Below are 23563 nucleotides of genomic sequence, written 5' to 3'. Positions count from 1 at the left end.
CTAAACCCGCCGACCGACAAAATTCCGCGAGTCTGCCCGGAGATTCACGCGGTCGGCTCGATCCGGTAGAACCGGACGGCATTGCCGCCGAACACCTTCCGCAGGTCGTCGGTGCTCGCACCCGCGTCGCTCAGACCGGTGGCCACCGCCTCGACCGCCCCGCTGATGCTGGTGATCGGCTTGTCGACCGGGAAGTTCGAGCCCCAGATCAGCCGGTCGGCACCGAACACCGCCAGCGCGTGCGCCAGCAGCGGCCCCACCCGTCCGAGCAGCGTCGGCACGGGCGTCGGGGTGCCGCGTGGCGGGACCGGATGCCCGAGTACCGGCATCATCAGACCACTCACCTTGGCCATCACGTTCGGCTGCGCGGCCAGGTCGGTGAGATCGTCGCGCCACCGATGCAACAGCGCCGCCCGCTGCCGGGCGGTGTGTCCGGTGTCCTTGCCGACCGGCCCGAAGATGCCCGCGGGCGTACCGAGGTGATCGAGCACGATCGGCACCTCGGGGAAACGTTCGGCCAGCGCGTTCACCTCGGGGAGCTGGCCCGAGTACACCCACGCGTCGAGCGAGAGCCCCCGTTCGGCGAGTTGCCCGATGCCGTTGAGGAACGCCGGCGCGGTGAGTGCGCCGTCGTGGGTCGCGAAGGATTTCACTGCCCGGTCGGGGTGGTAGGCGACTGTCGTCCGGATGCCGCGGAACAGTGGCGACGCGGATTGATGCGCGTCGAGCACCGCGCCGAAATCTTCGGCGGCGGGGTCGGCCGCGCCGACGATCCCGGCCAGGGCGGGTGTGTCGACGCCGAACGGCAGGCTGGCCACCCACCGCGTCTCGTCGGGCTTCCAGCCCTTCCACTGCACCTCGATTTCCACCACCGATTCCACCCGCGCATTTCCCAGGTCGCCGCGATAGTCGGCGGGCAGATAGGGCCGCAGATAGGCGCTGGGGGTGCCGACGAATTCACGGTCCCCGCGTGGTGCCAGCTTCGCCGCGATATCGACCGGTAACGGCAGATAGCGCATCAGTGTCGCCAGCCTGCTGAACTCGCGTGGTGTGGCCTGCGGGTCCCACTGGTGAATATGGGCATCGATGATGTCGAAATCGGTCAGATCCATGCTGTGCGTCCCATCGCCGCCGCTGGCAGAGCTCACGGCGATTGTCACATGCCCGCGGCGGACAGCGACGGATTACGATGCTCACACAGTGCGCCGATACTGCCCTCCCACCGCGAAGAAGGCATCGGTGACCTGCTGCAATGTGCACACCCGCGCCGCATCCATGAGTACATCGAAAATATTGCCATCGGTATGGGCCACCTCGGTCAGCCGGGCCAGCGCGCGATGGGATTGTTCGGCGTGCTCGGTCTGGAAACCGTGCAACCGGTCCAGTTGGGAGCGGCGTTCGGTTTCGGTGCCACGGGCCAATTCCAGCGGCGCGTGCTCGGTGCCGTCCTCGCGGCCACGGAAGGTGTTCACCCCGACGATCGGCAGTGTTCCGTCGTGTTTGCGCTGCTCATAGCGCATGGACTCGTCCTGGATGCGACCACGCTGGTAGCCGGTCTCCATCGCGCCGAGCACACCGCCGCGCTCGCTGATGCGCTCGAATTCCAGCAGCACGGCCTCCTCAACGAGGTCGGTGAGTTCGTCGACGATGAAACTGCCCTGCAGCGGATTCTCGTTGACGGCCAGCCCCCATTCTTTGGCGATGATGAGCTGAATCGCCAGTGCGCGGCGCACCGAATCCTCGGTGGGCGTGGTCACGGCCTCGTCGAAAGCATTGGTGTGCAGGCTGTTGCAATTGTCGTAGACGGCGATCAGCGCCTGCAGGGTGGTGCGAATGTCGTTGAACTGCATTTCCTGCGCGTGCAGCGAACGGCCCGAGGTCTGCACGTGGTACTTGAGTTTCTGTGCCCGCTCGCCCGCGCCGTAGCGGTCGCGCATCGCGATCGCCCAGATGCGACGGGCCACCCGGCCGATCACCGTGTATTCGGGGTCCATGCCGTTGGAGAAGAAGAACGACAGATTCGGGGCGAACTCGTCGATCGCCAGCCCGCGCGCGAGATAGGTCTCCACATAGGTGAATCCGTTGGCGAGGGTGAAGGCGAGCTGGCTGATGGGGTTCGCGCCGGCCTCGGCGATGTGATATCCCGAAATCGAGACCGAATAGAAATTGCGGACATCGTTGCGCACGAACCATTCCTGCACATCGGCCATCATCCGCAGACTGAATTCGGTGGAGAACAGGCAGGTGTTCTGGCCCTGATCCTCCTTGAGGATGTCGGCTTGGACGGTGCCACGCACGGTCGACAGCGTGTGTGCCCGGATCTCGGCGGCTTCCCCGGCGGTCGGTTCGCGACCCTCGGCATCGGAGAAGCGTTGCAGCGCCTGGTCGATCGCGGTGTTGAGGAAGAAGGCGAGGATGGTCGGGGCGGGGCCGTTGATGGTCATCGAGACCGAGGTGGTTGGGGCGCCGAGATCGAAACCGTCGAACAGGGTGCGCATGTCCTCGACGGTGGCCACCGAGACACCGGAGGTGCCGACCTTGCCGTAGATGTCGGGTCGCTCGGCCGGGTCGTGGCCGTAGAGGGTGACCGAGTCGAACGCGGTGGACAGGCGGGTGGCTTCGGCGTGCGCGCTGAGGACCTTGAAGCGGCGATTGGTGCGGGCCGGGTCACCCTCGCCCGCGAACATCCTGGCCGGGTCCTCGTTCTCCCGTTTGAAGGGGAAAACGCCCGCGGTGAAAGGGAATCGGCCGGGGAGGTTCTCGGCGCGCAGGAAGCGCAGGAGTTCGCCGTCGTCGGTGAATCGGGGCAGGGCGACGCGGGGAATGCTTGTGCCGGAAAGGGATTCGCGGCGCAGTGGCGTGCGCAGTTCGCGGTCGCGGATACGGACCACTTGTTCCTCGCCCCGGTAGCTCTCGGCGACCGTCGGCCATTCGGCCAGCGCCGCCGTAGAGGCCGCGGAGAGTGTGGGGCGGGCCCGATCGAGCAGATCGGTGACCGCCGCGTCGTCGGGGAGCTCTTCGTGGACCAGCGTGAGCCGCTGAATACGTTGGGCGGCAGCGGCTTCGCGCTGGGTATCGGCGTGGTAGCCGCGGACCGTGTCGGCGATGTCGGCCAGGTAGCGGACCCGCGACGGGGGGACGAGTTGGGCGAAGCGGGTGGAGACCTTGGTGTCGACGCGGGGGAGCGCGCCGGTTTCCAGGATCAGGCCGTGCTCGGTGAGCAGACCGGTGAGGTGCTGGTACAGCGCGGTGACGCCGTCGTCGTCGAACGTCGCCGCGCTGGTGCCGAAGACCGGCATGTCCGACGGGCTCGCGCCGAATTCCGAACGGTTGCGGATCAATTGGCGCGCCACGTCGCGGACCGCGTCGGCCGCCCCACGGCGCTCGTACTTGTTGATCGCGACGACGTCGGCGTAGTCGAGCATGTCGATCTTCTCGAGCTGGGAGGCGGCCCCGAACTCCGGGGTCATCACGTACAGCGCCACATCCACGTGGTCGACGATGCCGGCGTCGCCCTGGCCGATACCGGGGGTTTCGAGAATGACCAGGTCGTGACCGGCGGCGCGGCAGGCGGCGATCATGGTGTCGATATCGTCGGGCAGTTCGTGATTGCCACGGGTGGCCAGTGAACGGAAGTACACGTGGTCGCCGTCGAGGGCGTTCATCCGGATGCGGTCACCGAGCAGGGCGCCGCCCGCGCGCCTGCGGGTCGGATCCACCGCGAGGACGGCGATGCGCAGTTTGTCCTGCTGGTCGGTGCGCAGGCGGCGCACCAATTCATCGGTGAGGGAGGACTTTCCGGAGCCTCCGGTGCCGGTGATGCCGAGAACGGGGACGCGTCGGTTGTTCGCCGCCGCCACGATCGCGGCACGCTCGGCTTCCGGCAGTGCCCCCTGCTGCAGGCAGGTGATGGTGCGCGCCAGGGCATGTCGATCGCCGGTGTAGAGAGCATCGAGATCGGGCGGGTTGCGCGTGGGGTCGACGTCGCACAGCGCGATCAGTTCGTTGATCATCCCGGGCAGACCCAGGCGCTGACCGTCCTCGGGCGAGAAGATCCGCACGCCACTGGCCGCGAGCCGCGCGATCTCCTCGGCGACGATCACCCCGCCGCCCCCGCCGAAGATCCGCACATCACCCGCGCCCGCCTCGCGCAGGGCAGTGGCCAGGTATTCGAAGAACTCGATGTGGCCGCCCTGATACGAGCTCACCGCGACGCCCTGCACGTCCTCCTCGATCACCGCGTCGACGATCTCGCGCACCGACCGGTTGTGCCCGAGGTGGATCACCTCGGCGCCCTGGGCCTGCAGAATCCGCCGCATGATGTTGATCGCCGCGTCGTGCCCGTCGAACAGGGCCGCCGAGGTCACGAACCGCACCGGATTCGTAGGAACATGCAGGCTCATGACTGCCTCCGCCATTTGTTAGATCGCCCGATACTAGGACATCAAAGTAATTCTAGTGTGAATGCGGTCACCACGCCGCGAAACGCCTCATCGGGTTTCAGCGGAATCGTCGCCGCAGGTCGACATACTCGACGGATGGTTCGCGAGCATCGGGTGGATGTGGCGTTGGAGCGGCTGGTGGCGTCCGGGGTGCTCAGCGGGAAGCAGCGGGGAGCGGTACTGCGGGCGGTCGACGAGCAGGAGCGGGCCGCACGCGCGAGCGGGGGACGGGTGGCCGCCGAGATCGTGGCGTATGTGGGCGTCGGGCTGGTGGCCGCGGGTCTCGGGCTTTTCATCGACAAGGCGTGGGCACAGGTGGCGCAGTCGGGGCGGGTGGTGTTGCTGGTGGTGGTGGCCGGGTGCGCGATGTGGGGTGCGGTGGTGTTGGCCGACGGGTGTGCTGGGGTGTTCCGGCGGGTGCCGATCGCCTCGGCGGGGCGGGTGAGGTTGGCCGCCCTGCTCACGGTGCTGGCGGCGGTCGCGGCGACCGGAGCGGTGGCGACAGCCTTCGGCGCGCGTGGATACGAAGCGGCGGTCGCCGGGCTGGTCGTCGCGGTGCTCGGGTACCTGCTGGTCCCGAGCGTGCTCGGGATGGTCGCCGTTGCCGGGTTCGGGGTGGCGAGCATTCTGGCCGTGACCTCGGCGTCCCTCGATATCCGATCGCCGTGGCAGGGGATCGCGCTGATGCTGTTCGGCGCGCTGTGGTTCTGGCTCGCGGTGGCTCGCTTGGTGGTGGCCGAATGGGCCGGATATGTCCTCGGCGGGGTGATCGCGGTGCTCGGCGCGCAATCGGTGACGTTCGGCGAATCGCTGTGGCGGCCCGGGCTTACCGCGCTGATCGGGATGCTCTGCTTCGTGCTGTACGCGATCCGACGCGATGCCGTGCTGGTGCTCGGTGGGGCGGCGGGGATCGCGGTCGCGGTGGTGCAGGTGGTGGCCGATCACACCGGTGGTGGGCCGGTCGTCGCGAGTGTGGTGTTGGCGACGGGGGCGATGGTGCTCACTGTCGGGGCGGTGGTCGTCGTGGTCGGCAGCGAGCGATGACCTCGGGGCAGATCAGCGGATCAGGGTGGTTTCCTGGGCGCGGATCGTGCGGAAGAAGCGGGGGCCCACGTCGGCGCCGTCGTGGTTGTAGCTGTCGATGATCTCGGCGAGTTCGTCGGCGAGTCGGCGCAGGTCCTCGGTGGCGATGATGCGGTCGATTTCGTCGGGTTCCCAGCCCCAGGATGGGGGGATATCGGTGATGGTGACGACGATCTGGTCGGCGAACGGCGTCGTGACGGCGACGGTGAGTTCGGCGGGAGCGGCGGCGAGGGGGCTGTGGATCGTGACTTCGCCGGGGGCGCCCTTGGCGATGAAAGTGCGGGCGAAGGCGATGTCCTCGCGGACGAATTCGACGATCGACGCAGTGCTCGCGTGCCTGCCCGCCCGGTGGTGGCGCGAGCCGTAGACGCGGTCCGCCGCGGCACCGGAAGGGTTGTGGTCCAATGATTTTCGCAGCAGCCGTTCCAGCATTCGCTCGGCCGTGGCGCGCTCGCCCGCGCCGGTGTTCTCGTGGTCGATCAGCGCGCGCAGGCGGGTGATCCGTGCGAAGTGGTCACTGCCCATGCCCTGATTGTGCCGCACATCGGGCGCGGTGGTATGCGTCACATCCGGCGCGCCGCCGGTGGACGCCTGCATCGCCCGCTCGGCAGCGGACAGGCGTCACCGCGGGGTTGTGCGGCTCGGTATCGTCAGCACCATCCGTAACCGAAGATCGACAAAAGGGTGGCCGTGACCGAATTCGAGACGATTCTGCTGGAGCGCAAAGGCGGCACCGACGGTAAAGGCGGGGTCGGCTGGATCACCCTGAACCGGCCCAAGGCCCTCAACGCCCTCAATGCCCAGGTCCTCGATGACGTCATCGCCGCGCTGGACGAACTCGACCGCGACGACTCCATCGGCGCCGTGGTGATCACCGGCTCCGCGAAGGCCTTCGCCGCGGGCGCCGACATCAAGGAGATGGCGCCCAAGTCCTACATGGACATGTTCCTGGCCGACTTCTTCGCCCGCTGGGACCGCCTGGCCAACTTCCGTAAGCCCACCATCGCCGCCGTCGCAGGCTACGCACTCGGCGGCGGCTGCGAGCTGGCGATGCTGTGCGACATCCTGATCGCCGCCGACAACGCCAAGTTCGGGCAGCCCGAGATCACCCTCGGCGTGATCCCCAGCATCGGCGGCTCACAGCGCCTCACCCGCGCGATCGGCAAGGCCAAGGCCATGGATCTCATCCTGACCGGCCGCATGATCGGTGCCGAGGAGGCCGAGCGCTCCGGGCTGGTGTCGCGGGTCGTGCCCGCCGACGAGCTGCTCGACACCGCGTTGGCGGCGGCGCAGACCATCGCGTCGATGTCGCTGCCGGTCGCGATGATCGCCAAGGAGGCGGTGAACCGCTCGTTCGAGACCACCCTCGCCGAGGGGCTGCTGTTCGAACGCCGGGTGTTCCATTCGCTGTTCGCCACCGAGGATCAGAAGGAAGGCATGGCGGCCTTCGTCGAGAAGCGTCCGCCGAACTTCCGCAACCGCTGATCGTCGCGCTAGTTCGGTTTCCAGCTCGGCGCGCCGTCGATGAAGTGCGCGGTACTCGGCGCGGTGCCCTGCTCTGGGGACCGCGCCGAGGAGTTGTCGTTGCTGAGCAGTCCGGCGACGGCGCCACCGAGGGTGGCCGTCACCGCGACCGCGGCGAGAAGTTTTCGGTGGCCGACGCCCGGCGGCGCTGCGATGACGCTCGCGCCCCGTCGCGGCATACGTAACCGTGCCGAGGGTCGACGCGCGCACAGCAGCACCGCGCCGCGCGCCGAAACATATTCGGGCTCAGGGTCGTACACGATCGGCAGCCCGATCAGCTGGGCCAGATCGGCGCGCAGACTCGGGTTGCGGCTGCAGCCACCGAGCAGCGCCAGCGCTCCCGGCTGCACACCGGTCTCCTCGATCAGCAGGCGCACGAACGAGGCCGAATGATGCAGTCCCGCTTCGCACAACGCGGCCAGATCGCTGCGCGTGAGTACCGTGCGGCCGCCGGTGTCGGCATCGGCCGCGGTGACAACTCTGGTGCGGCTCAACGATTCTCGGTGTTCGCGGCTGGCGTGCGCATCGGTGGAGATGCCGCTGCGTGCGAGTTGCCAGCGCAGGAGTGCGTCATAGCCGTTGCCGCTGAGGACGGTGCTGCGCTTGCCCGCGAGGATCGTTTCGGTGCGGCAATCGGCATGGGTGATGGTCAGGCCGGAACTGCCGAGGTCGTAGAGCAGCACCGAGTCGGTGGCGGGCAGCAGGCCGGTGAAGCGCAGGTAGCGCAACTGGGCCAGTGGTTCGTCGACGATCGCGAAGTCGGCTCGGCCCGCGGCGGCCCTGATCGCGTCGGCCTGGAGCTCGCTGCGGCAGGTGACGGCGGTGCCGGAGATGTACTCGTCGCGTTCGGCCGCCGCCGCGCGCATGCGATGGATCGCGGTGAGGACCGGTTCCTCGATGGAGCCGCCTGCCCGGCGCGGCACGTGGATCCGGTCGATGGGCGGCATGTGTGGCTGATCGGAATGGGTCAGCACGGCACGGGCTCCACCCGCGCCCGCCGAAACCCCGAGGATCAGCACCATGGGCTACATCGTGGACCCTTTCGCGCTAGCTGCCAAGGGGATCGGCCGAAGATTCTCCCGTCGATTGCCAGGTCGCGTGGAATGCGAGGTTTTCGGGGTCGTCGGCCTCGAAATCGCCGGCGTCGTGACGGAACTGTGCCAGCAGTCGTAACAGGTTGCGGCCCTGGTCGGCGGGTAGGCCCGGCTCGGCGAACACCTCGGCGTTCAATGCTGCCGTCGCCTCGGCGACAGATTTCCTGCCCGCACTGGTGATTTCGATGAGAGTTGCCCGACGATCGCTGGGGTGCGGTACACGAACCGCAAGCCCGGCCGCTTCAAGTCGATCGACGGTATTGGTCACGCTCGTCGGATGCACCTGCAGCCGCGCGCTCGCCTTGGCCATCGGCAGGGCGCCGGTCTTGCTGAAACTGAGCAACTGCAGCAGTTCGTAGCGCGAGAACGTCAACCCGGACGGTTTGAGCGCCTCGTCCACCCGCGCCATCACGATCTGCTGCGCCCGAACCAGCGAGGTCACCAGCGCCATCCCATCGGCGACCGACTCCCAACCGTGGGCGACCCACTGCCGGTAGGCCTCGGCGATGGGATCTTGGGAGAGCGGTCTGGGCCGTGACATGAAACCGATCATTCCACGACCCAGCCGCTTTCCCCACAGAGCGAGCGGCGGGAATTGAACCCGCGTAAACGGCTTTGCAGACCGTTGCCTCAACCACTCAGCCACGCCCGCCTCGGCATTGATAGTGCCGTGCGGGGGTGGTTACGGCGAGGGTTGCGATCAGGGTGATCGCAATGTCAGTAGGCGACGGCGGGGCCGTGGACGGTGAGGCGGACGCGGTCTCCGGGGGTGGGGGCGTCGATGCCGGTGCGGCGGACGCGGACGGTGCCCGCGCCCTCGGCTAGCTCGATGGTCACGATGACGTCGGGGCCGCGGAAGTCGATGGCGGTGACGAGGCCGGAGTGCGGTTCGTCGTCGGCGATCACCTGGGCGGCGAGTTGTTCGGGACGGATCATCAGGGTCACTTGGCCGGTGGGGGCGTCGCGTTGGACCGGGACGGGGCCGAGAGCGGACTTGGCGGTGTCGGCTTCGCAGAGGGCATCGAGCAGGACGCAGTCGCCGAGGAACCGGGCGGTGAACAGGTCGGCGGGCTGGTGATAGACCTGCTGGGGCGGGCCGACCTGGGTGAATCGGCCCGCGCGCATGACGGCGACCTGTTCGGCGAAGCTGAGCGCTTCCTCCTGATCGTGGGTGACCAGGATGCTGGTCATGCCCGCGGCGCGCAGGGTGTCGGCGACGGCTTGGCGGGTAGTGGCGCGTAGGCCGGTGTCGAGGGCGCTGAACGGTTCGTCGAGGAGCATGAGGTCGGGTTCGCGGGCGAGTGCGCGCGCCAGCGCCACGCGCTGTTGCTGGCCACCGGAGAGTTGGTGGGGCAAGCGGGCGGCGTAGTCGGGGGTGAGCGAGACCATGGCGAGTAATTCGGTGATGCGGGGGTGGTCGTCGCCCGGGCGCAGGCGATCGAGGACGCCGCGCAGGCCGGTGTGCAGGCCATAGGCGATATTGTCGGCGACGCTCATATGCGGGAACAGGGCGCCGTCCTGCGCGACGTAACCGATTCGCCTGCGCTGCGGTGGAACGCAAAGACCCTGACGCACAACAGTTTCCGATCCGAGCTGCACCGAACCCGAATCAGGGCCCTCGAATCCGGCGATCACCCGCAGCAGTGTTGTCTTGCCGCAGCCGGACGCGCCGACCACTGCCGCTGCCGTGCCGTCGGGTACATCGAGATCGATGTTGTCGAGAACCTTGGTGGCACCGAAGCTCTTCGAAACCCGCTCGACGACAAGGCGACTCATACCGCGTCCTCCCGGAATACACGAGATCCTTCGTACTGGTCGTTCATACTCCCGCTGCCTTTCGTGACTGCGTGAACAGCAGGTAGGTGACCGGGATGGCGGCGATGATCATGATCAACGCATAAGGTGCGGCGGCCGCGTAGTCGAGTTCGCCCGACTTCGCCCAGAACTGCATGGCCAAGGTGCGCGTGCCGGTCGGTGCGAGGAGCAGCGTGGCGGTGAGTTCAGTTGATACCGCCACGAAGACGAGCGCGGCAGCCGACGCGGCGGCGGGTGCTGTCATACGTACTGTCACCCGGAAGAAGGTGGTCGATGCTGATTCGCCCAGCGAACGCGACACCTCCTCGAGGCCGACCGGCACCTGCGCGAGACCTGCTCGCACGCTCACCAGCGCACGCGGCAAGAACATCAGCACGTAGGCGATCACGACCAGCGACACCGTTTGGTACAGCGGCGGTGTCCAACGGATGGTGACCGTGACCAGGGCCAGGGCGATCACGATGCCGGGCAGTGAACTGGTGATGTAGTTCGCGCCCTCGATCGGGCGGGCGAAGGAACTCGTCGAGCGCACCGCGATCCAGGCGACCGGGAACGCGCACAGCGTGGTGACCAAGGCGGCCGCGGCAGCCAGTCCGATCGTTTGACCCAGTGCGGCACCGATTTCCACGGAATCCCACACCGCCGAACCGCCGAGCCACAGCCAGCGCCCGATCGTCCACAGCGGCACACCCAGCGCGCCGACCACCACCACCGCGAGCACCCCCAACAGCGGCATCCGCAGCCCACCCAACGCGATCGGCTGCCCGGCGCGTGCCGCACCACCGCCCAGTCGGGCGTAGCGAGCGTTGCCGCGCAGCAGCGACTCGCCACCGAGTAACGCCAGGCAGCACAGCACGAGCACCCCCGCCAGCATGCTGCCCGCCGGTCCGGCGAAACTGCTCTGGTACTGCTCGAAGATCGCTGTGGTGAACGTGTCGAAACGCAGCATCACGAACGCGCCGTATTCGGCGAGCAGATGCAGCCCGATCAGCAGTCCGCCACCGAGCACCGCTAATCGCAACTGCGGCAATGTGATTCGCCAGAACACCTCGACCGGGCCCGAGCCGAGGGCGCGCGCCGATTCCTCGATCGCCGGATCGAGCCTGCGCAGCGTGGCCGCGACCGGCAGGTACACCAGCGGAAAATACGACATGGTCGCGACGATGACGGCCGCCGACAGCCCGTGCATCGACGGGAAAACGCTCACCCACCCATAACTGTTGACGAACGCGGGCACCGCCAGCGGCGCGACCAACACCGGCCCCCACAACCCCCGCCCCGGCACATCGGTGCGTTCCACCAGCCACGCGAGCCCGATCCCGAGCACCACACACACCGGCACCGTCCACACCACCAGCAGCGCGGTGTTCTTCAGCAGCTCACCCACGCGCGGCCGGAAAACCAGCGCGGCAGCCTCACTCAACCCGGTGTCGAACAGCACCGAGACGATGTAACCCAGCGGCACGAACGTCGCCGCTGTCAGCGCCAGCGCGACGAGCGTGACGAACACCCCGGGGCGACCGACCCGGGGTGTTCTCCTCGTGTGGGCGGCGCGCACCTACAGCAGCCCGGCCTCGGTCATCAGTTGGGTGACCTTCTTCGCGTCGAGCTTGCTCGGATCGATCGCGGGCGCCTGCAGATCGGCCAGTGGTGGCAGCGCGGGGTTCGCGGCCACGTCACTGGCGACGGGGTATTCCATCGAATCGCCGTCGCGCAGCACTTCCTGGCCCTTCTTGCCCGTGATGAAGGCCAGGAACTTCTGCGCCGATTCCTGCTTCTTGCTCGACTTCAGCACACCGCCGCCCGACACGCTCACGAAGGCGCCGGGGTCCTGGTTCTTGAAGTAGTGCAGCGCGGTGTCGGCGCTGCCCTCCTTGGTCTTGGCCTGGTCGCGGTACCAGTAGTAGTGGTAGATCACGCCGCCGTCGGGGTTGCCCGCGTTGACCGCCTTCATGGTCGCGACGTTGTTCTGCAGGCTGGTCGCGTTGGCCTTCATGCCCTGCAGCCAGGAGCGGGTGACGTCCTCGCCCTTCAGCGCGAGCAGACCTGCCACGATCGCCTGGAAATCGGCGCCGGAAGTCCCCGCCGCCCAGCGACCCCGCCACTGCGGCTGCGCGAGGTCCAACAGCGAAGCCGGCAACCCGGCGGTCTGGAGCTTGTCCTTGTTGTAGACGAAAACCGTTGCGCGAGCGGCGACCCCGGTCCACTTGCCAGTGGACGGTCGGTACTGGCTGGGCACCTGGTCGAGGGTCGCCTTGTCGACGTCGGCGAACAGGCCGGCGTTCTCCACCAGCGCCATGGCGGGGGAGTTCTCGGTGAGGAAGGCGGCGGCGGGGGAGTTGGCGCCCTCAGCGACGAGCTGATTGCCCAGCGCGGTGTCACCACCCTGGCGCAGGGTGACCTTGATGCCGGTCTCCTCGGTGAACGCCGCTGCCCACTCCTTGGTGAGCGACTCGTGCTGGGCGTTGTAGACGGTGATCTCGTCGGCGCTGCCCGAGGAGGAAGAGCAGGCGCTGACACCGAGCGCCGCCACGGCGACCGCCATCAGTCCTGCCAGAGGTTGCCAACTGCGCGAGGTCATCGGTGTCCTTCCAGTAAGGATCCCCATCCTATGATGAGGCTTACCTACGGAAGGTACCTCGCGTGACGTGCGCGGATGCACGCGACGGGCGAATCAGAGGCCGGAGAGATCCCGGGTGACGGCGTGATTGCGGTCCTCGATCGTGCCGAGGAGATAGTCCGGCGCGGTGCCGAAATACTGGCCGCGGGTCAGGCTGCTCCAGCGACGGGCTTCCTCGGTGCGGGTCTTGTAGAAGTTGACCCGATAGCCACCCTCGTAGATGCGCAGGAGGCAGTAGCCGCCCGGATATTCCTTCACCGCACCGACTTCCAGGAATTCCACGTCGCACGGCAGGTCCGGTCGGGTGCGTCGGGTTCGGTGGGTATGGCCGCTGTGGTGCAGGAAGACGCCAGGCGCCTGCTGGTAGAGCGTTTGTAGTTCGATGGCGGTCGCGCGGTCGAGGATGAAGCCGGGACCGCCGATATTGGTGCGGCCGGACTCCGCGGTGACGGGGTGGTGGCCGAAGACGAGAGTGGGTCGGTCCGGGTCGGCACGCAGCGTGTGGGCGAGGGTGTCGAGCTGGGGGCGGTCGATGACACCTCCCGACGCCGCGGGGGCACTGGTGTCGAGGCCGAGAATGCGCAGGTCACCGAGGTGATGTTCGGTCATGTGCTGGCGAGGGAGGAAGTGCTCGCCCCAGCAGTCGGTGCATTCAGGGTAACCCTGGTGGGGGCGGTCGTGGTTGCCGCGGGCCACCAGGTAGTCGGTGCCGAGGACGCCCCAGGTGTCGAGATGTGCTCGGACGGCGCGTGATTCGTCGGCGGTGGCCTCGCTGGTCAAGTCGCCTGCCACCAGCAGGAGCGAGGCGTCGCGGGCGCGGGCGTCATCGAGGAGGGCGTCGAGCATGAACCGCGGATACGGTGGGTCGCTCTGGAACCCGGGCGGGAAACCGGCGATCACGATGCCGCTCACCGTTTCGCCGTAGTGCACGTCGTTGGCCAGGGCGATGGTGTGCAGTAAGCGACCGGGAGGCGCCGGGAGAGTGGTGAATTCACCCCGTGACTCGGGCGCACCGGGTGATGCGGTGGTCAGCGTAGGAGCGGGTAGGGCGCGAATTCCATCGGACTGGGCGAGGAACCGGTACGGGCGGCCGGGTTCGAGGTCATCGATCTCGGCGTAGTGGTACGGGGTCCGGGTGTCGTCGAGGTACACGGTGATCGGCTCGCGGGGTGAATCAGCCGGGGCCAGGCGAACTTCGGAGTTCGCGGGAACCGGAATCGGCCGACCAGCGGCGTCGAGACCGAACGTGGTCCAGGTCAGCACCACGCCACGTTCGGTCACGGTGACGATTTCCAGATCGAGCGCTATCAGTGGATTCGGTTGTGCTGCTACCGGAATCGGGAGCGCCGCGACCAACGCCGCTCCCGCGGAGGCGGCGAGTACCGTTCGGCGTGACGCTCCACAGCAGCCCATGTCTGTCGAGGCTAATACCGGTTCGAGGCGAAACCGGCAGGCGTCACCGGGTGTTCGATCAGTGTTTGTTGGCCGGTGCCGAGCAGATCTTCCAGGTGCCGTCTTCCTTGGTGAGATGCTCCTCGGTGCTGGACTCGGTATCGGGCTCCTCGCCCTCCACCGACAACGTCAGCTGACCGACCACCGTCGCCTTCGCATCGTCACCGGTGATGACGATGTCCTTCACCTCATCGATGCTCACCTGCACCGTCGCCTTGTCGAACTGCTCACGCTGCTCGGTGGTGAGATTGTCGATCTCGGTCCGGTCGGCCTGGCACGCCAAACCGGCGGCGGCGATGAACCCGTCGGCATCGAGAGTGTCGTAGAAATCGCGCACAGCCACATCGATCTTCTTCTCGTCCGACGACAGCGGTGTGCGCCCCTGCAAGGTCAGCACGACCCCCGCGATCAGCACCCCGACCACCACCAACGCCGCGATCCCGAGCCCGACGAACAACCCGGTCCGCTTCTTCTTCGGCGCGGGCGGCGGCACAAAAACATCGGGCCCATCCGGATACTCGGGCCCCTGCGGCCCCCCAGCCCCGAACCCCGCATGCGGATACCCCGGCGGCCCGGATGGCATCCCCGGCTCGCCCGGTGGCTGTTGATTGAAGGGCGGCTGTCCCTCTGGCGGATTCGTCATGGCAACGCTCCTGATGTCATCGGGGGCGTCGACCCCCAAAACCTATGGAACCGTGCGAGATCAAACCTGAACATCGAGCAAACGAGGCGAACCATAACCTCCGGGTTCAGTCCGGCCGCATCCGGGGTTGACTGGCTTCTTCGAGGGAAGATGGAGTTATGACGTCGCGGAGTGACGGCTTGTCATCCGTCCGCGGAACGAGAAAGACCCCCGACCAACTTGTGGTCGGGGGTCTCGCTGCTGTGCCCTCGGCAGGAATCGAACCTGCGGCCTTCTGCTCCGGAGGCAGACGCTCTATCCCCTGAGCTACGAGGGCGGGATAGGTGCCGGTCGCGGTGAGGCGATCGGGCAGCGACAGCGTATCGCATGGAGTGCGGTGCGCCAAAAACTGTGTCGGACCGGGGGTTGGGCCGGTCCGACACAGGGGTCAGGTGAGGGGGAGGGGGGTGGCTCCGCGGGTGGCGAGCATGCTGGTCATCAGCTGGGACTCGCTCGCTTGGGTTTTGGCCATCATGGTCGCCAAGGTGCGGACCGCGGTGGTGTCGGCGTGCTCGGCGGCGTAGTCGAGCATCGGGACACCGCCCTGGTGATGGCGCAGCATCAGTTGCAGGAACATCGTGTCAAGGGCGGGGCCGGTGGACTGGCGCAGCGCCGTCATTTCCTCCTGGCTCGCCATGCCGGGCATCGACTGCATCGGACCCGACATCGCCGGTTCGGCCGTCGTGCCACCGTGATGGCCCGCGCTGCCGTGGGCGTCGGTCATCCAGCCCATGTAGCCGTCGATGTTCTGGTTGGACTCGCCCCACAGCTGCAACCAGGCCTGCATGCGGCCGATCTGGTTCTGCTGGGTGGTCAGGATGTCGTAGGCGAGGCGACGCACGTCGTTGTCGGTCGAGGCGATCAGCGCTACGCCTGCCATGTCGACGGCTTGGGCGTGATGCGCCGTCATGTCCTGGCTGAAGCCGATGTCGACGGCGCTGGGCTCGGGTTCGGAGTTCTTCTCCAACGGCATCCGCAACAGCACGCCCGCCACCGCGCCGAGCAGCAGCAGACCGATCGCGCCGAGCACGAGCACCGCCCCGGTCGGGCGCCGCGCGCTCGACTCGGATGCGGTGTCGTCGGGTTCGACCGTGCTCACTACTGGCCCGAGGGCAGGCCGCCCGGCATCGGGATGTTCGGCAGGCCGGGGATGCCCGAGCCGGTGCCGCCGCCGCCGAGTTCGGTCGCGTCCGGGGTCAGGCCCTTACCGTCCATCGGAACCGCTTCGGGACCGTAGGGCGAGGAGTCGAACGGCGGCGGGTTGTTCGCGTCGAAGATCGGGTTCGAGCAGCTCGCGCCGACCTCGGGGTAGGCGTAGGGGTTCTCGCGCAGGGCGGAGATGAACTGCTTGATCCGCGCGTCGTCGGCGTTGTCCAGCTTGAGCTGGTGGCCCCACGACTGCAGCGAGATCGCCGAGTCCAGACCCGGGTACGGCGACATCAGCGAGTACTGACGGCCCTTGACGAAGTTCGACAGCTTCTCGACACCGGCCGAGTCGACCTTGTCCGGGTTGTAGGCGATCCAGACCGCGCCGTGCTCGAGCGAGTGCACCGCGTTCTCCATGCGGATCGGCTTGGCGTACACGGTGCCCGTGCAGTTGGCCCACGCGCCGTCGTGCGGACCACCGAAGGCGGGTGTCTTGTCGTAGGCCACGCGCTGCTCAGGGGTCACGTGCAGACCGGCGGGGTACTCCGCCTTCACGACGCCCGCGATCTTCGCGGACGGGTCCTGGTTCTCCTTGGACGGCACCCATTCCTTGAGATCGGTCTGGGCCTCGCGGATGGCGGCCTGGTCCATGTACTTGGGCACCAGGCTGTAGGCGAGCAGACCGACCAGCGCGACGATGGCAACGCCGGCACCGATCAGGGCCCATGGGGTGTCGCGCTTCCTACCCGGAAGGTTGCCCTTGCGGGTCTTGCGGGACGGAGACGACTTCCCCGCGGCCCGCACGGCCTTGGCTGATGTGGCGCTGGTCCTACTCGGCATCGCTGCTTGTGCTCTCTCGACGTGTGGATCGGTGGGTTCGTGGCGGGCGGTCGTGGTTGCAAGGGGCCCAGCCAATAGGATAGAGACTCGTGACTCCAGCTGACCTTGCAGATCTCCTTCGTACCACCGCGGCGAAGGTGCTTGTCGAACGCGGACTGGACTCGTCGGTCCTGCCCGAGCAGGTCACAGTGGAGCGTCCGCGCAACCCCGAACACGGCGACTATGCCACGAATGTGGCCATGCAGGTGGCCAAGCGGGTCGGAACCAACCCGCGCGAACTGGCCGGTTGGCTGGCCGAGGCGCTGTCTGCCGCCGAGGGCATCGATGTGGCCGAGATCGCTGGGCCGGGCTTCCTGAACATCCGTCTCGCCGCCTCGGCGCAGGGCGCGATCGTGAGCCAGATCCTGGCCGCGGGGGAGATCTACGGCACCGGCTTCGCGCTGGCGGGCACGAAGATCAACCTCGAATTCGTCTCGGCGAACCCGACCGGTCCGGTGCACCTCGGTGGCACCCGCTGGGCCGCCGTCGGTGACGCGCTGGGTCGCATCCTGGCCGCTCAGGGCGCCGACGTGACGCGGGAGTACTACTTCAACGACCACGGCGCGCAGATCGACCGCTTCGCGAAGTCGCTGGTCGCGGCCGCGCTCGGTGAGCCGACCCCCGAGGACGGGTACGCGGGCGAGTACATCTCCGAGATCAGCGCGGGCATCGTGGCCGCGCATCCCGAGGTGCTCACCCTGCCCGCCGACGAGCGGCACGAGGTGTTCCGCAGCGAGGGCGTGCAGCAGATGTTCGCCCAGATCCGCGCGGACCTGCACGAGTTCGGCACCGACTTCGACGTGTACTTCAACGAGAGCGAACTGTTCGCCTCCGGTGCCGTGGAACAGGCCGTCGAGCAGCTCAAGAACTCGGGCAACCTGTACGAGAAGGACGGTGCGTGGTGGATCGCCAGCACCGAATACGGCGACGACAAGGACCGCGTGGTCCTCAAGAGCGACGGCAATGCCGCCTACATCGCCGGTGACATCGCCTACTTCCAGAACAAGCGCGGCCGCGGCTTCGACCTGGCCATCTACATGCTCGGCGCCGACCACCACGGCTACATCGGCCGGTTGAAGGCCGCCGCGGCCGCGTTCGGTGACAACCCCGACACCGTCGAGGTGCTGATCGGGCAGATGGTGAACCTCCTCAAGGACGGCGTCGCCGTGAAGATGAGCAAGCGCGCGGGCACCGTGGTCACGCTCAACGACCTGGTCGAGCAGATCGGCGTCGACGCGGCCCGGTACTCGCTGGTGCGTTCCTCGGTCAACTCGAGCATCGACATCGACCTCGATCTGTGGACCAAGGCGAGCAGCGAGAACCCGGTCTACTACGTCCAGTACGCGCACGCGCGGACCAACAACATCATCGGCAATGCCGCGAAGTTCGCCGAATTCGCTTCGGTAGCACCGGATTTCGCGTTGATGACCTCCGCGCGCGAAGGTGATCTGATCCGCACCCTCGGTGACTTCCCGCGCGTGGTCGCCACCGCCGCCGACACCCGCGAACCGCACCGCGTCGCCCGTTACCTCGAAGAACTGGCCGGGGTCTACCACCCGTTCCAGTCCGACGACGACATGCGCGTGCTCCCCAAGGGTGACGACGCCGTCACCGGGCTCAACGCGGCCCGCCTCGAACTGGTCAAGGCGACCCGCCAGGTACTGGCCAACGGCCTCGCCCTGCTCGGCGTGAGCGCACCGGAGCGCATGTGAGCTCCCACAGACTTTCCAGGAAGGACGCACAACGATGAGTGGTGCACACCCGGCCGGTCCCCGGCACGCAGAGATCCCGCACGCCCCGAGTCTGGCCGAGCGCCCGACCGATCCGCGGGAGATGATCGACCTTCCCGCGAACGTATGGCCGCGCAATGCCTCGCGCGGTGACGACGGTGTGGTCCGGCTGGCGGGCGTGCCCGTCACCGAACTCGCCGAGCAGTACGGCACGCCGCTGTTCGTGATCGACGAGGACGACTTCCGCTCGCGCTGCCGCGACATGGTCGCCGCGTTCGGGTCGAACGCCCGCGTGCACTACGCGTCGAAGGCGTTCCTGTGCGGTGAGATAGCGCGTTGGATCCGTGACGAGGGCCTTTCCCTCGACGTGTGCTCCGGTGGCGAGCTGGCGGTGGCTTTGCACGCGGGTTTCCCGGCGGAGCGAATCGCGTTGCACGGCAACAACAAAGCCGTCGTCGAGCTCGAAGCGGCTGTCGCGGCCGGGGTCGGGCACGTGGTTGTCGACTCGCTCTACGAGATCGAGCGGCTCGAGGCGGTCGCCGGCGCGGCGGGTGTGGTGCAGGACGTGCTGGTCCGCGTGACCGTCGGCGTCGAAGCGCACACCCACGAGTACATCTCCACCGCGCACGAGGACCAGAAGTTCGGTTTCTCGATCGCCGGTGGCGACGCCATGCAAGCCCTCGCCCGCGTCTTCGAGGCCGACAACCTGCGCCTGGTCGGTCTGCACAGCCACATCGGCTCGCAGATCTTCGAACTCGACGGCTTCGAGATCGCCGCGCGCCGCATGCTCGGCCTGCTGCGCGAGGCCATCGACAAGTTCGGCATCGACCGCACCGCACAGATCTCGACGCTGGATCTCGGTGGCGGCCTCGGTATTTCGTACCTGCCGAGCGACAATCCGCCGCCGCTTGGCGAGTTCGCCACCAACCTGCGCGCCCTGGTCGCCGCCGAAGCCGCCCGTGCCGGGCTGCCCGAGCCGACCATCGCCGTGGAACCGGGTCGCGCCATCGCGGGCCCGGGCACCGTCACCCTGTACGAGGTCGGCACCATCAAGGATGTCGAACTCGACGGTGGCGCGCGCCGTCGCTACGTCAGCGTGGACGGTGGGATGAGCGACAATATCCGCCCCGCGCTGTACCAGGCCGACTACGATTGTCGTCTGGTCTCGCGTTCGTCGGACGCTCATGCGGTCGTCGCGCGCGTGGTCGGAAAGCATTGCGAGAGTGGCGATATCGTCATTCGTGACACCTGGATTCCCGCCGACGCGGCCCCCGGTGACCTGGTGGCCGTCGCGGCGACCGGTGCGTACTGCTATTCGATGTCGAGCCGCTACAACCTGCTCACCCGGCCCGCCGTGGTCGCGGTGCGTGACGGTGCGGCGCGACTGATTCTGCGCCGGGAAACGGTGGCGGACCTGCTCAGCCTGGAGGTGGAAGAATGAACGGCACCAAAGATGCGGGGCGCCCGCTCGGCGTAGCCGTGCTCGGGATGGGCACTGTCGGTACCGAGGTGGTTCGCGTGCTGCGCGATCACGCCGATGACCTGCGTTCGCGGATCGGTGCGCCGCTCGTGCTGCGCGGTGTCGCGGTGCGCGACATCAGCAAGGACCGCGGTCTGCCCGCTGAGTTGCTCACCACCGATGCCGCCGCGCTCGTCGCCCGCGACGATGTGGACCTGGTCGTCGAGGTCATGGGCGGCATCGACCCCGCCCGCAAGCTGATCGGCGACGCCCTCAACGCGGGCAAGTCCGTTGTCACCGCCAACAAGGCGCTGCTGGCCGACTACACCGGTGAACTCGCCGCCGCCGCCGAAGGCAGCCGCGCCGACCTGTACTTCGAGGCCGCCGTCGCCGGTGCCATCCCGGTGGTCCGGCCGCTGATCCAGTCGCTCTCGGGTGACCGGGTGAACAAGGTCGTCGGCATCGTCAACGGCACCACCAACTTCATCCTCTCCGCGATGGACGAGACCGGCGCCGCCTACGATGACGTGCTCGCCGAGGCCACCGCGCTCGGCTACGCCGAAGCCGACCCCACCGCCGATGTGGAGGGCTACGACGCCGCCGCCAAGGCCGCGATCCTGGCTTCGCTGGCCTTCCACACCCGCGTGACCGCGGCGGATGTCTACCGCGAGGGCATCTCCAAGATCACCGCCGAAGACCTGGAGACCGCATCGGCCGTCGGCTGCACGGTGAAGCTGCTCGCCATCTGTGAGCGCGTCTCGGCCGGTCCGGGCGAGCCGACGCTGGAGCAGGGCGGCAAGGATCGCGTCTCGGTGCGCGTCTATCCGGCGCTCATCCCGCGCAAGCACCCCCTGGCCTCGGTCAACGGCGCGTTCAACGCCGTCGTCGTCGAAGCCGACAACGCCGGTCGCCTGATGTTCTACGGGCAGGGTGCCGGTGGCGCCCCCACCGCGTCGGCGGTGCTCGGTGACCTGGTGATGGCCGCGCGCAACAAGTTCTACGGTGGTCGCGCGCCCGGCGAATCGGTTTATGCCGAGCTGCCGATCGCACCGATCGGTGACACCCCCACCCGCTACCACGTGAACCTGCAGGTGGAGGACCGTCCCGGCGTGCTCGCCGCGGTCGCCGACACCTTCGCCCAGCACGGGGTGAGCATCTCGACGGTGCGTCAGCAGGGCCACGGCGACGGCGCCCGGCTCGTGGTCGTCACCCACCATGCGGTGGAGTCGTCGCTGGCAGATACTGTCGCGGTACTGGCGGACATGGAATCCGTCACCGCTGTGACCAGCGTTCTCAGACTGGAAGGCACAGAAGAATGAGCTCCACCGGCATCGCCCCCCAGACCGGCGTGCACTCGCGCTGGCCCGGTCTGATCGCTGCCTACCGCGACCGCCTGGCCGGTGCGGCCGACTGGGAGCCGGTGACCCTGTTCGAGGGCGGTACCCCGCTGGTCCCCGCGCCGTACCTGTCCGAGCTCACCGGGTGCGAGGTGTACCTCAAGGTCGAGGGTGCCAACCCAACGGGTTCGTTCAAGGACCGCGGCATGACCATGGCGATGACCGACGCCAAGTACCGCGGCCAGCAGGCCGTGCTGTGCGCGTCGACCGGTAACACCTCGGCCTCGGCCGCGGCGTACGCCACCCGCGCCGGCATGGAATGCGCGGTGCTGATCCCGCAGGGCAAGATCGCGATGGGCAAGCTGGCCCAGGCCGTGATGCTCGGCGCCAAGATCATCCAGGTCGAGGGCAACTTCGACGACTGTCTCGAGCTGGCGCGCAAGGTGACCGCGGAGTTCCCGCAGGTCGGCCTCGTGAACTCGGTGAACCCGGCGCGTATCGAAGGCCAGAAGACCGCCTCGTTCGAGATCTGCGATGTGCTCGGCAAGGCGCCGGATGTGCACGTGCTGCCGGTCGGTAACGCGGGCAATATCACCGCCTACTGGCGCGGATACCGCGAATACCACGCCGACGGCATCACCTCGGTGCTGCCGCGCATGCTCGGTGTGCAGGCCGCCGGTGCCGCGCCGCTGGTCAACGGTGCGCCGGTGAAGGACCCGGAGACCATCGCGACCGCCATCCGGATCGGTGCCCCGGCGTCGTGGAACGGTGCGATGGAAGCCAAGGAGCAGTCCGGTGGTGCGTTCCGCGCGGCCACCGACGACGAGATCCTGGACGCCTACCGCCTCGTCGCCGCGAAAGAGGGCGTGTTCGTCGAGCCCGCGTCGGCCGCGAGCGTCGCCGGTCTGCTGGCCGCGCGCAAGGAGGGCTGGCTGGATTCGGGCCTGACCGTTGTGTGCACTGTCACCGGCAACGGTCTCAAGGACCCCGACAACGCGCTGGCCGGAATGCCCGAGGTCAAGCCGATCGCCGTCGACCCGATCGCCGTCGCCCGTGAACTCGAGCTGGCCTGAGTTGGCCGCACCAGAGCCCACGCTGATGACAGCGACTCTGCCCGCCGGTCTCGAAGTGACCGTGCGTGTTCCCGCCTCGACGGCCAATCTCGGTCCCGGGTTCGATTGTCTGGGAATGGCATTGGGCATCTACGACGAAATCGTGGTGCGCACCACCGAATCGGGACTCGACATTCGGGTCGAGGGCGAAGGCGCCGACGACGTGCCATGGGGCCCAACGCATCTGGTGGTTCGCGCGATCGAGCGCGGACTGGAATCGCTGGGTGTGTGGGCCGACGGACTCGACGTGGTGTGCCGCAACGTGATCCCGCACTCGCGCGGGCTGGGTTCCAGCGCGTCGGCCGTGGTCGGCGGCCTGGCCGCGGGAGCGGGGCTGGCCGCGAAGTTCGACCCCGCGCTGCGCATGGACGCCGACCGGCTGGTGCAGCTCGCCTCGGAGTTCGAAGGCCACCCCGACAACGCCGCCGCCAGCGTGCTCGGCGCAATCGTGGTGTCGTGGACCGAAACCGATGCCGCGCAGGCCCGCGACTACCGGGCGGTGCGGCTCAACCCGGCGCCCGCGCTGCGTCCCGTGGTGCTGATCCCGCAGGAGCGCTCCTCCACCGCGCACACCCGCGGGCTGCTGCCCGAGCAGGTGCCCCACGGCGACGCGGCGTTCAACGTGAGCAGGGCGGCGCTGGCCGTCGTCGCGCTCACCGAGCGCCCCGATCTGCTGATGTCGGCCACCGCCGACCGGTTGCACCAGACCCAGCGTGCACCCGCGCTACCGCTGACAACCCAGTGGATCGCGCGACTGCGTGACGCGGGTATCGCGGCGACGGTCTCGGGCGCCGGCCCGACAATTCTCGCCCTGACCACCGAAGAATTCCCCGATGACCTGCGCAAACAGGCCGAATCGGACGGTCTGCGTGTGGTCGAACCGGGGATTGCGGACGGGGTATCGATCAACTGACGGCGTGCCTGCCTTGCCGTTGTTCGCAATAGGCAGCTATTCTGGGCAGGTCCGTACATCGTGCGCGCATCAGACGCCGGTGCATCATCAGGGCAATCGCTCCCCTCACCACTGTCTTCTGGTGGCGAAGGCCTCCGGTCCTCCCGCGGCGGGTAGTACGGCACAGGCGTCGAACATGGACGCATAATCCGAGCTCGGCATATGGTGCCGGGTCTACGGAACGGAACCCTCGAATCAGCACACGGCATTCGAGGGAAGGAAAGGACTTCCGTGAC

19 protein-coding genes and 2 tRNA genes are annotated in these 23563 nt (G+C 67.8%); 7 read left to right on the top strand and 14 right to left on the bottom strand.

The features are described from left to right. Nucleotides 1-44: 44 nt before the first annotated feature. Together ACLJPD_RS18255 and icmF are read right to left on the bottom strand one after the other, a co-directional pair. A complete protein-coding gene (locus ACLJPD_RS18255) occupies nucleotides 45-1112 on the bottom strand; it encodes an amidohydrolase family protein (RefSeq protein ID WP_410873475.1) in 1068 nt (355 codons plus the stop codon). A gap of 81 nt (nucleotides 1113-1193) precedes the next feature. Beyond that, nucleotides 1194-4403: a fused isobutyryl-CoA mutase/GTPase IcmF gene (gene icmF, locus ACLJPD_RS18250; RefSeq protein WP_410873474.1), complete on the bottom strand. Its 3210-nt coding sequence runs from the start codon at nucleotides 4401-4403 to the stop codon at nucleotides 1194-1196. 135 nt (nucleotides 4404-4538) lie between these two features. Here icmF and ACLJPD_RS18245 point away from each other — a divergent pair, with 135 nt between their 5' ends. Then, on the top strand, nucleotides 4539-5486 hold the full coding sequence (locus ACLJPD_RS18245) for a hypothetical protein (protein ID WP_410873473.1): 948 nt from the start codon (nucleotides 4539-4541) through the stop codon (nucleotides 5484-5486). A gap of 12 nt (nucleotides 5487-5498) precedes the next feature. Here ACLJPD_RS18245 and ACLJPD_RS18240 read toward each other — a convergent pair whose 3' ends face one another. Continuing rightward, a complete protein-coding gene (locus tag ACLJPD_RS18240) occupies nucleotides 5499-6122 on the bottom strand; it encodes a hypothetical protein (RefSeq protein ID WP_410873472.1) in 624 nt (207 codons plus the stop codon). Nucleotides 6123-6215: 93 nt separating this feature from the next. Between ACLJPD_RS18240 and ACLJPD_RS18235 the strand changes: the two genes are divergently transcribed. Further along, nucleotides 6216-7010, top strand: a complete 795-nt coding sequence (locus tag ACLJPD_RS18235) for an enoyl-CoA hydratase (RefSeq protein ID WP_410873471.1) — start codon at nucleotides 6216-6218, stop codon at nucleotides 7008-7010. 8 nt (nucleotides 7011-7018) lie between these two features. On the opposite strand, the gene ACLJPD_RS18230 is transcribed toward ACLJPD_RS18235, so the two are convergent. The 11 genes from ACLJPD_RS18230 to ACLJPD_RS18180 all read right to left on the bottom strand — a co-directional run bounded on the left by ACLJPD_RS18230 (nucleotide 7019) and on the right by ACLJPD_RS18180 (nucleotide 16698). Then, a complete protein-coding gene (locus ACLJPD_RS18230; protein ID WP_410873470.1) occupies nucleotides 7019-8071 on the bottom strand; it encodes a hypothetical protein in 1053 nt (350 codons plus the stop codon). 25 nt (nucleotides 8072-8096) lie between these two features. Further along, nucleotides 8097-8684 carry a MarR family winged helix-turn-helix transcriptional regulator gene (locus tag ACLJPD_RS18225; protein WP_410873469.1) on the bottom strand — a complete coding sequence of 196 codons (588 nt, stop codon included), beginning with the start codon at nucleotides 8682-8684 and terminating at the stop codon, nucleotides 8097-8099. A gap of 39 nt (nucleotides 8685-8723) precedes the next feature. After that, nucleotides 8724-8795, bottom strand: a tRNA-Cys gene (locus ACLJPD_RS18220). Nucleotides 8796-8860: 65 nt separating this feature from the next. Then, complete coding sequence (locus tag ACLJPD_RS18215) at nucleotides 8861-9919, bottom strand: ABC transporter ATP-binding protein (protein ID WP_410873468.1); 1059 nt, start codon at nucleotides 9917-9919, stop codon at nucleotides 8861-8863. 43 nt (nucleotides 9920-9962) lie between these two features. Beyond that, nucleotides 9963-11468 carry an ABC transporter permease gene (locus tag ACLJPD_RS18210; RefSeq protein WP_410873467.1) on the bottom strand — a complete coding sequence of 502 codons (1506 nt, stop codon included), beginning with the start codon at nucleotides 11466-11468 and terminating at the stop codon, nucleotides 9963-9965. Between the two features lie 48 nt (nucleotides 11469-11516). Then, nucleotides 11517-12539, bottom strand: a complete 1023-nt coding sequence (locus tag ACLJPD_RS18205) for an iron ABC transporter substrate-binding protein (RefSeq protein WP_410873466.1) — start codon at nucleotides 12537-12539, stop codon at nucleotides 11517-11519. A 93-nt stretch (nucleotides 12540-12632) separates the two neighbouring features. Beyond that, nucleotides 12633-13991 (bottom strand): phosphohydrolase, encoded by a 1359-nt coding sequence (locus tag ACLJPD_RS18200; protein WP_410873465.1) that lies wholly within the window; start codon nucleotides 13989-13991, stop codon nucleotides 12633-12635. Nucleotides 13992-14049: 58 nt separating this feature from the next. After that, nucleotides 14050-14523 (bottom strand): hypothetical protein, encoded by a 474-nt coding sequence (locus ACLJPD_RS18195; RefSeq protein WP_410873464.1) that lies wholly within the window; start codon nucleotides 14521-14523, stop codon nucleotides 14050-14052. A 393-nt stretch (nucleotides 14524-14916) separates the two neighbouring features. Further along, nucleotides 14917-14989 (bottom strand) — tRNA-Arg (locus ACLJPD_RS18190). A gap of 111 nt (nucleotides 14990-15100) precedes the next feature. Then, nucleotides 15101-15811, bottom strand: a complete 711-nt coding sequence (locus tag ACLJPD_RS18185; protein WP_410873463.1) for a DUF305 domain-containing protein — start codon at nucleotides 15809-15811, stop codon at nucleotides 15101-15103. Next, nucleotides 15811-16698 (bottom strand): DUF3105 domain-containing protein, encoded by an 888-nt coding sequence (locus tag ACLJPD_RS18180; RefSeq protein WP_410873462.1) that lies wholly within the window; start codon nucleotides 16696-16698, stop codon nucleotides 15811-15813. The genes ACLJPD_RS18185 and ACLJPD_RS18180 overlap by 1 nt, the downstream gene beginning before the upstream one ends. An 89-nt stretch (nucleotides 16699-16787) precedes the next feature. On the opposite strand from ACLJPD_RS18180, the gene argS reads away from it, so the two are divergent. Genes argS through thrB form a run of 5 tightly spaced genes read left to right on the top strand, consistent with a single transcriptional unit; the run spans nucleotide 16788 to nucleotide 23288 of the window. Further along, nucleotides 16788-18449 carry an arginine--tRNA ligase gene (gene argS / locus ACLJPD_RS18175; RefSeq protein WP_410873461.1) on the top strand — a complete coding sequence of 554 codons (1662 nt, stop codon included), beginning with the start codon at nucleotides 16788-16790 and terminating at the stop codon, nucleotides 18447-18449. A 34-nt stretch (nucleotides 18450-18483) separates the two neighbouring features. Next, nucleotides 18484-19908: a diaminopimelate decarboxylase gene (gene lysA, locus ACLJPD_RS18170; protein ID WP_410873460.1), complete on the top strand. Its 1425-nt coding sequence runs from the start codon at nucleotides 18484-18486 to the stop codon at nucleotides 19906-19908. Beyond that, on the top strand, nucleotides 19905-21245 hold the full coding sequence (locus ACLJPD_RS18165) for a homoserine dehydrogenase (protein WP_410873459.1): 1341 nt from the start codon (nucleotides 19905-19907) through the stop codon (nucleotides 21243-21245). The genes lysA and ACLJPD_RS18165 overlap by 4 nt, the downstream gene beginning before the upstream one ends. Continuing rightward, nucleotides 21242-22336, top strand: a complete 1095-nt coding sequence (gene thrC, locus ACLJPD_RS18160) for a threonine synthase (protein ID WP_410873458.1) — start codon at nucleotides 21242-21244, stop codon at nucleotides 22334-22336. The genes ACLJPD_RS18165 and thrC overlap by 4 nt, the downstream gene beginning before the upstream one ends. 25 nt (nucleotides 22337-22361) lie before the next feature. After that, nucleotides 22362-23288, top strand: a complete 927-nt coding sequence (thrB, locus tag ACLJPD_RS18155) for a homoserine kinase (protein ID WP_410873457.1) — start codon at nucleotides 22362-22364, stop codon at nucleotides 23286-23288. Nucleotides 23289-23563: the final 275 nt, after the last annotated feature.

This window comes from Nocardia sp. A7, assembly GCF_046549215.1.
Lineage (GTDB): Bacteria > Actinomycetota > Actinomycetes > Mycobacteriales > Mycobacteriaceae > Nocardia.
Note: the sequence above shows the minus strand (reverse complement) of the source record. Positions and strands in the feature narration are given on the sequence as shown.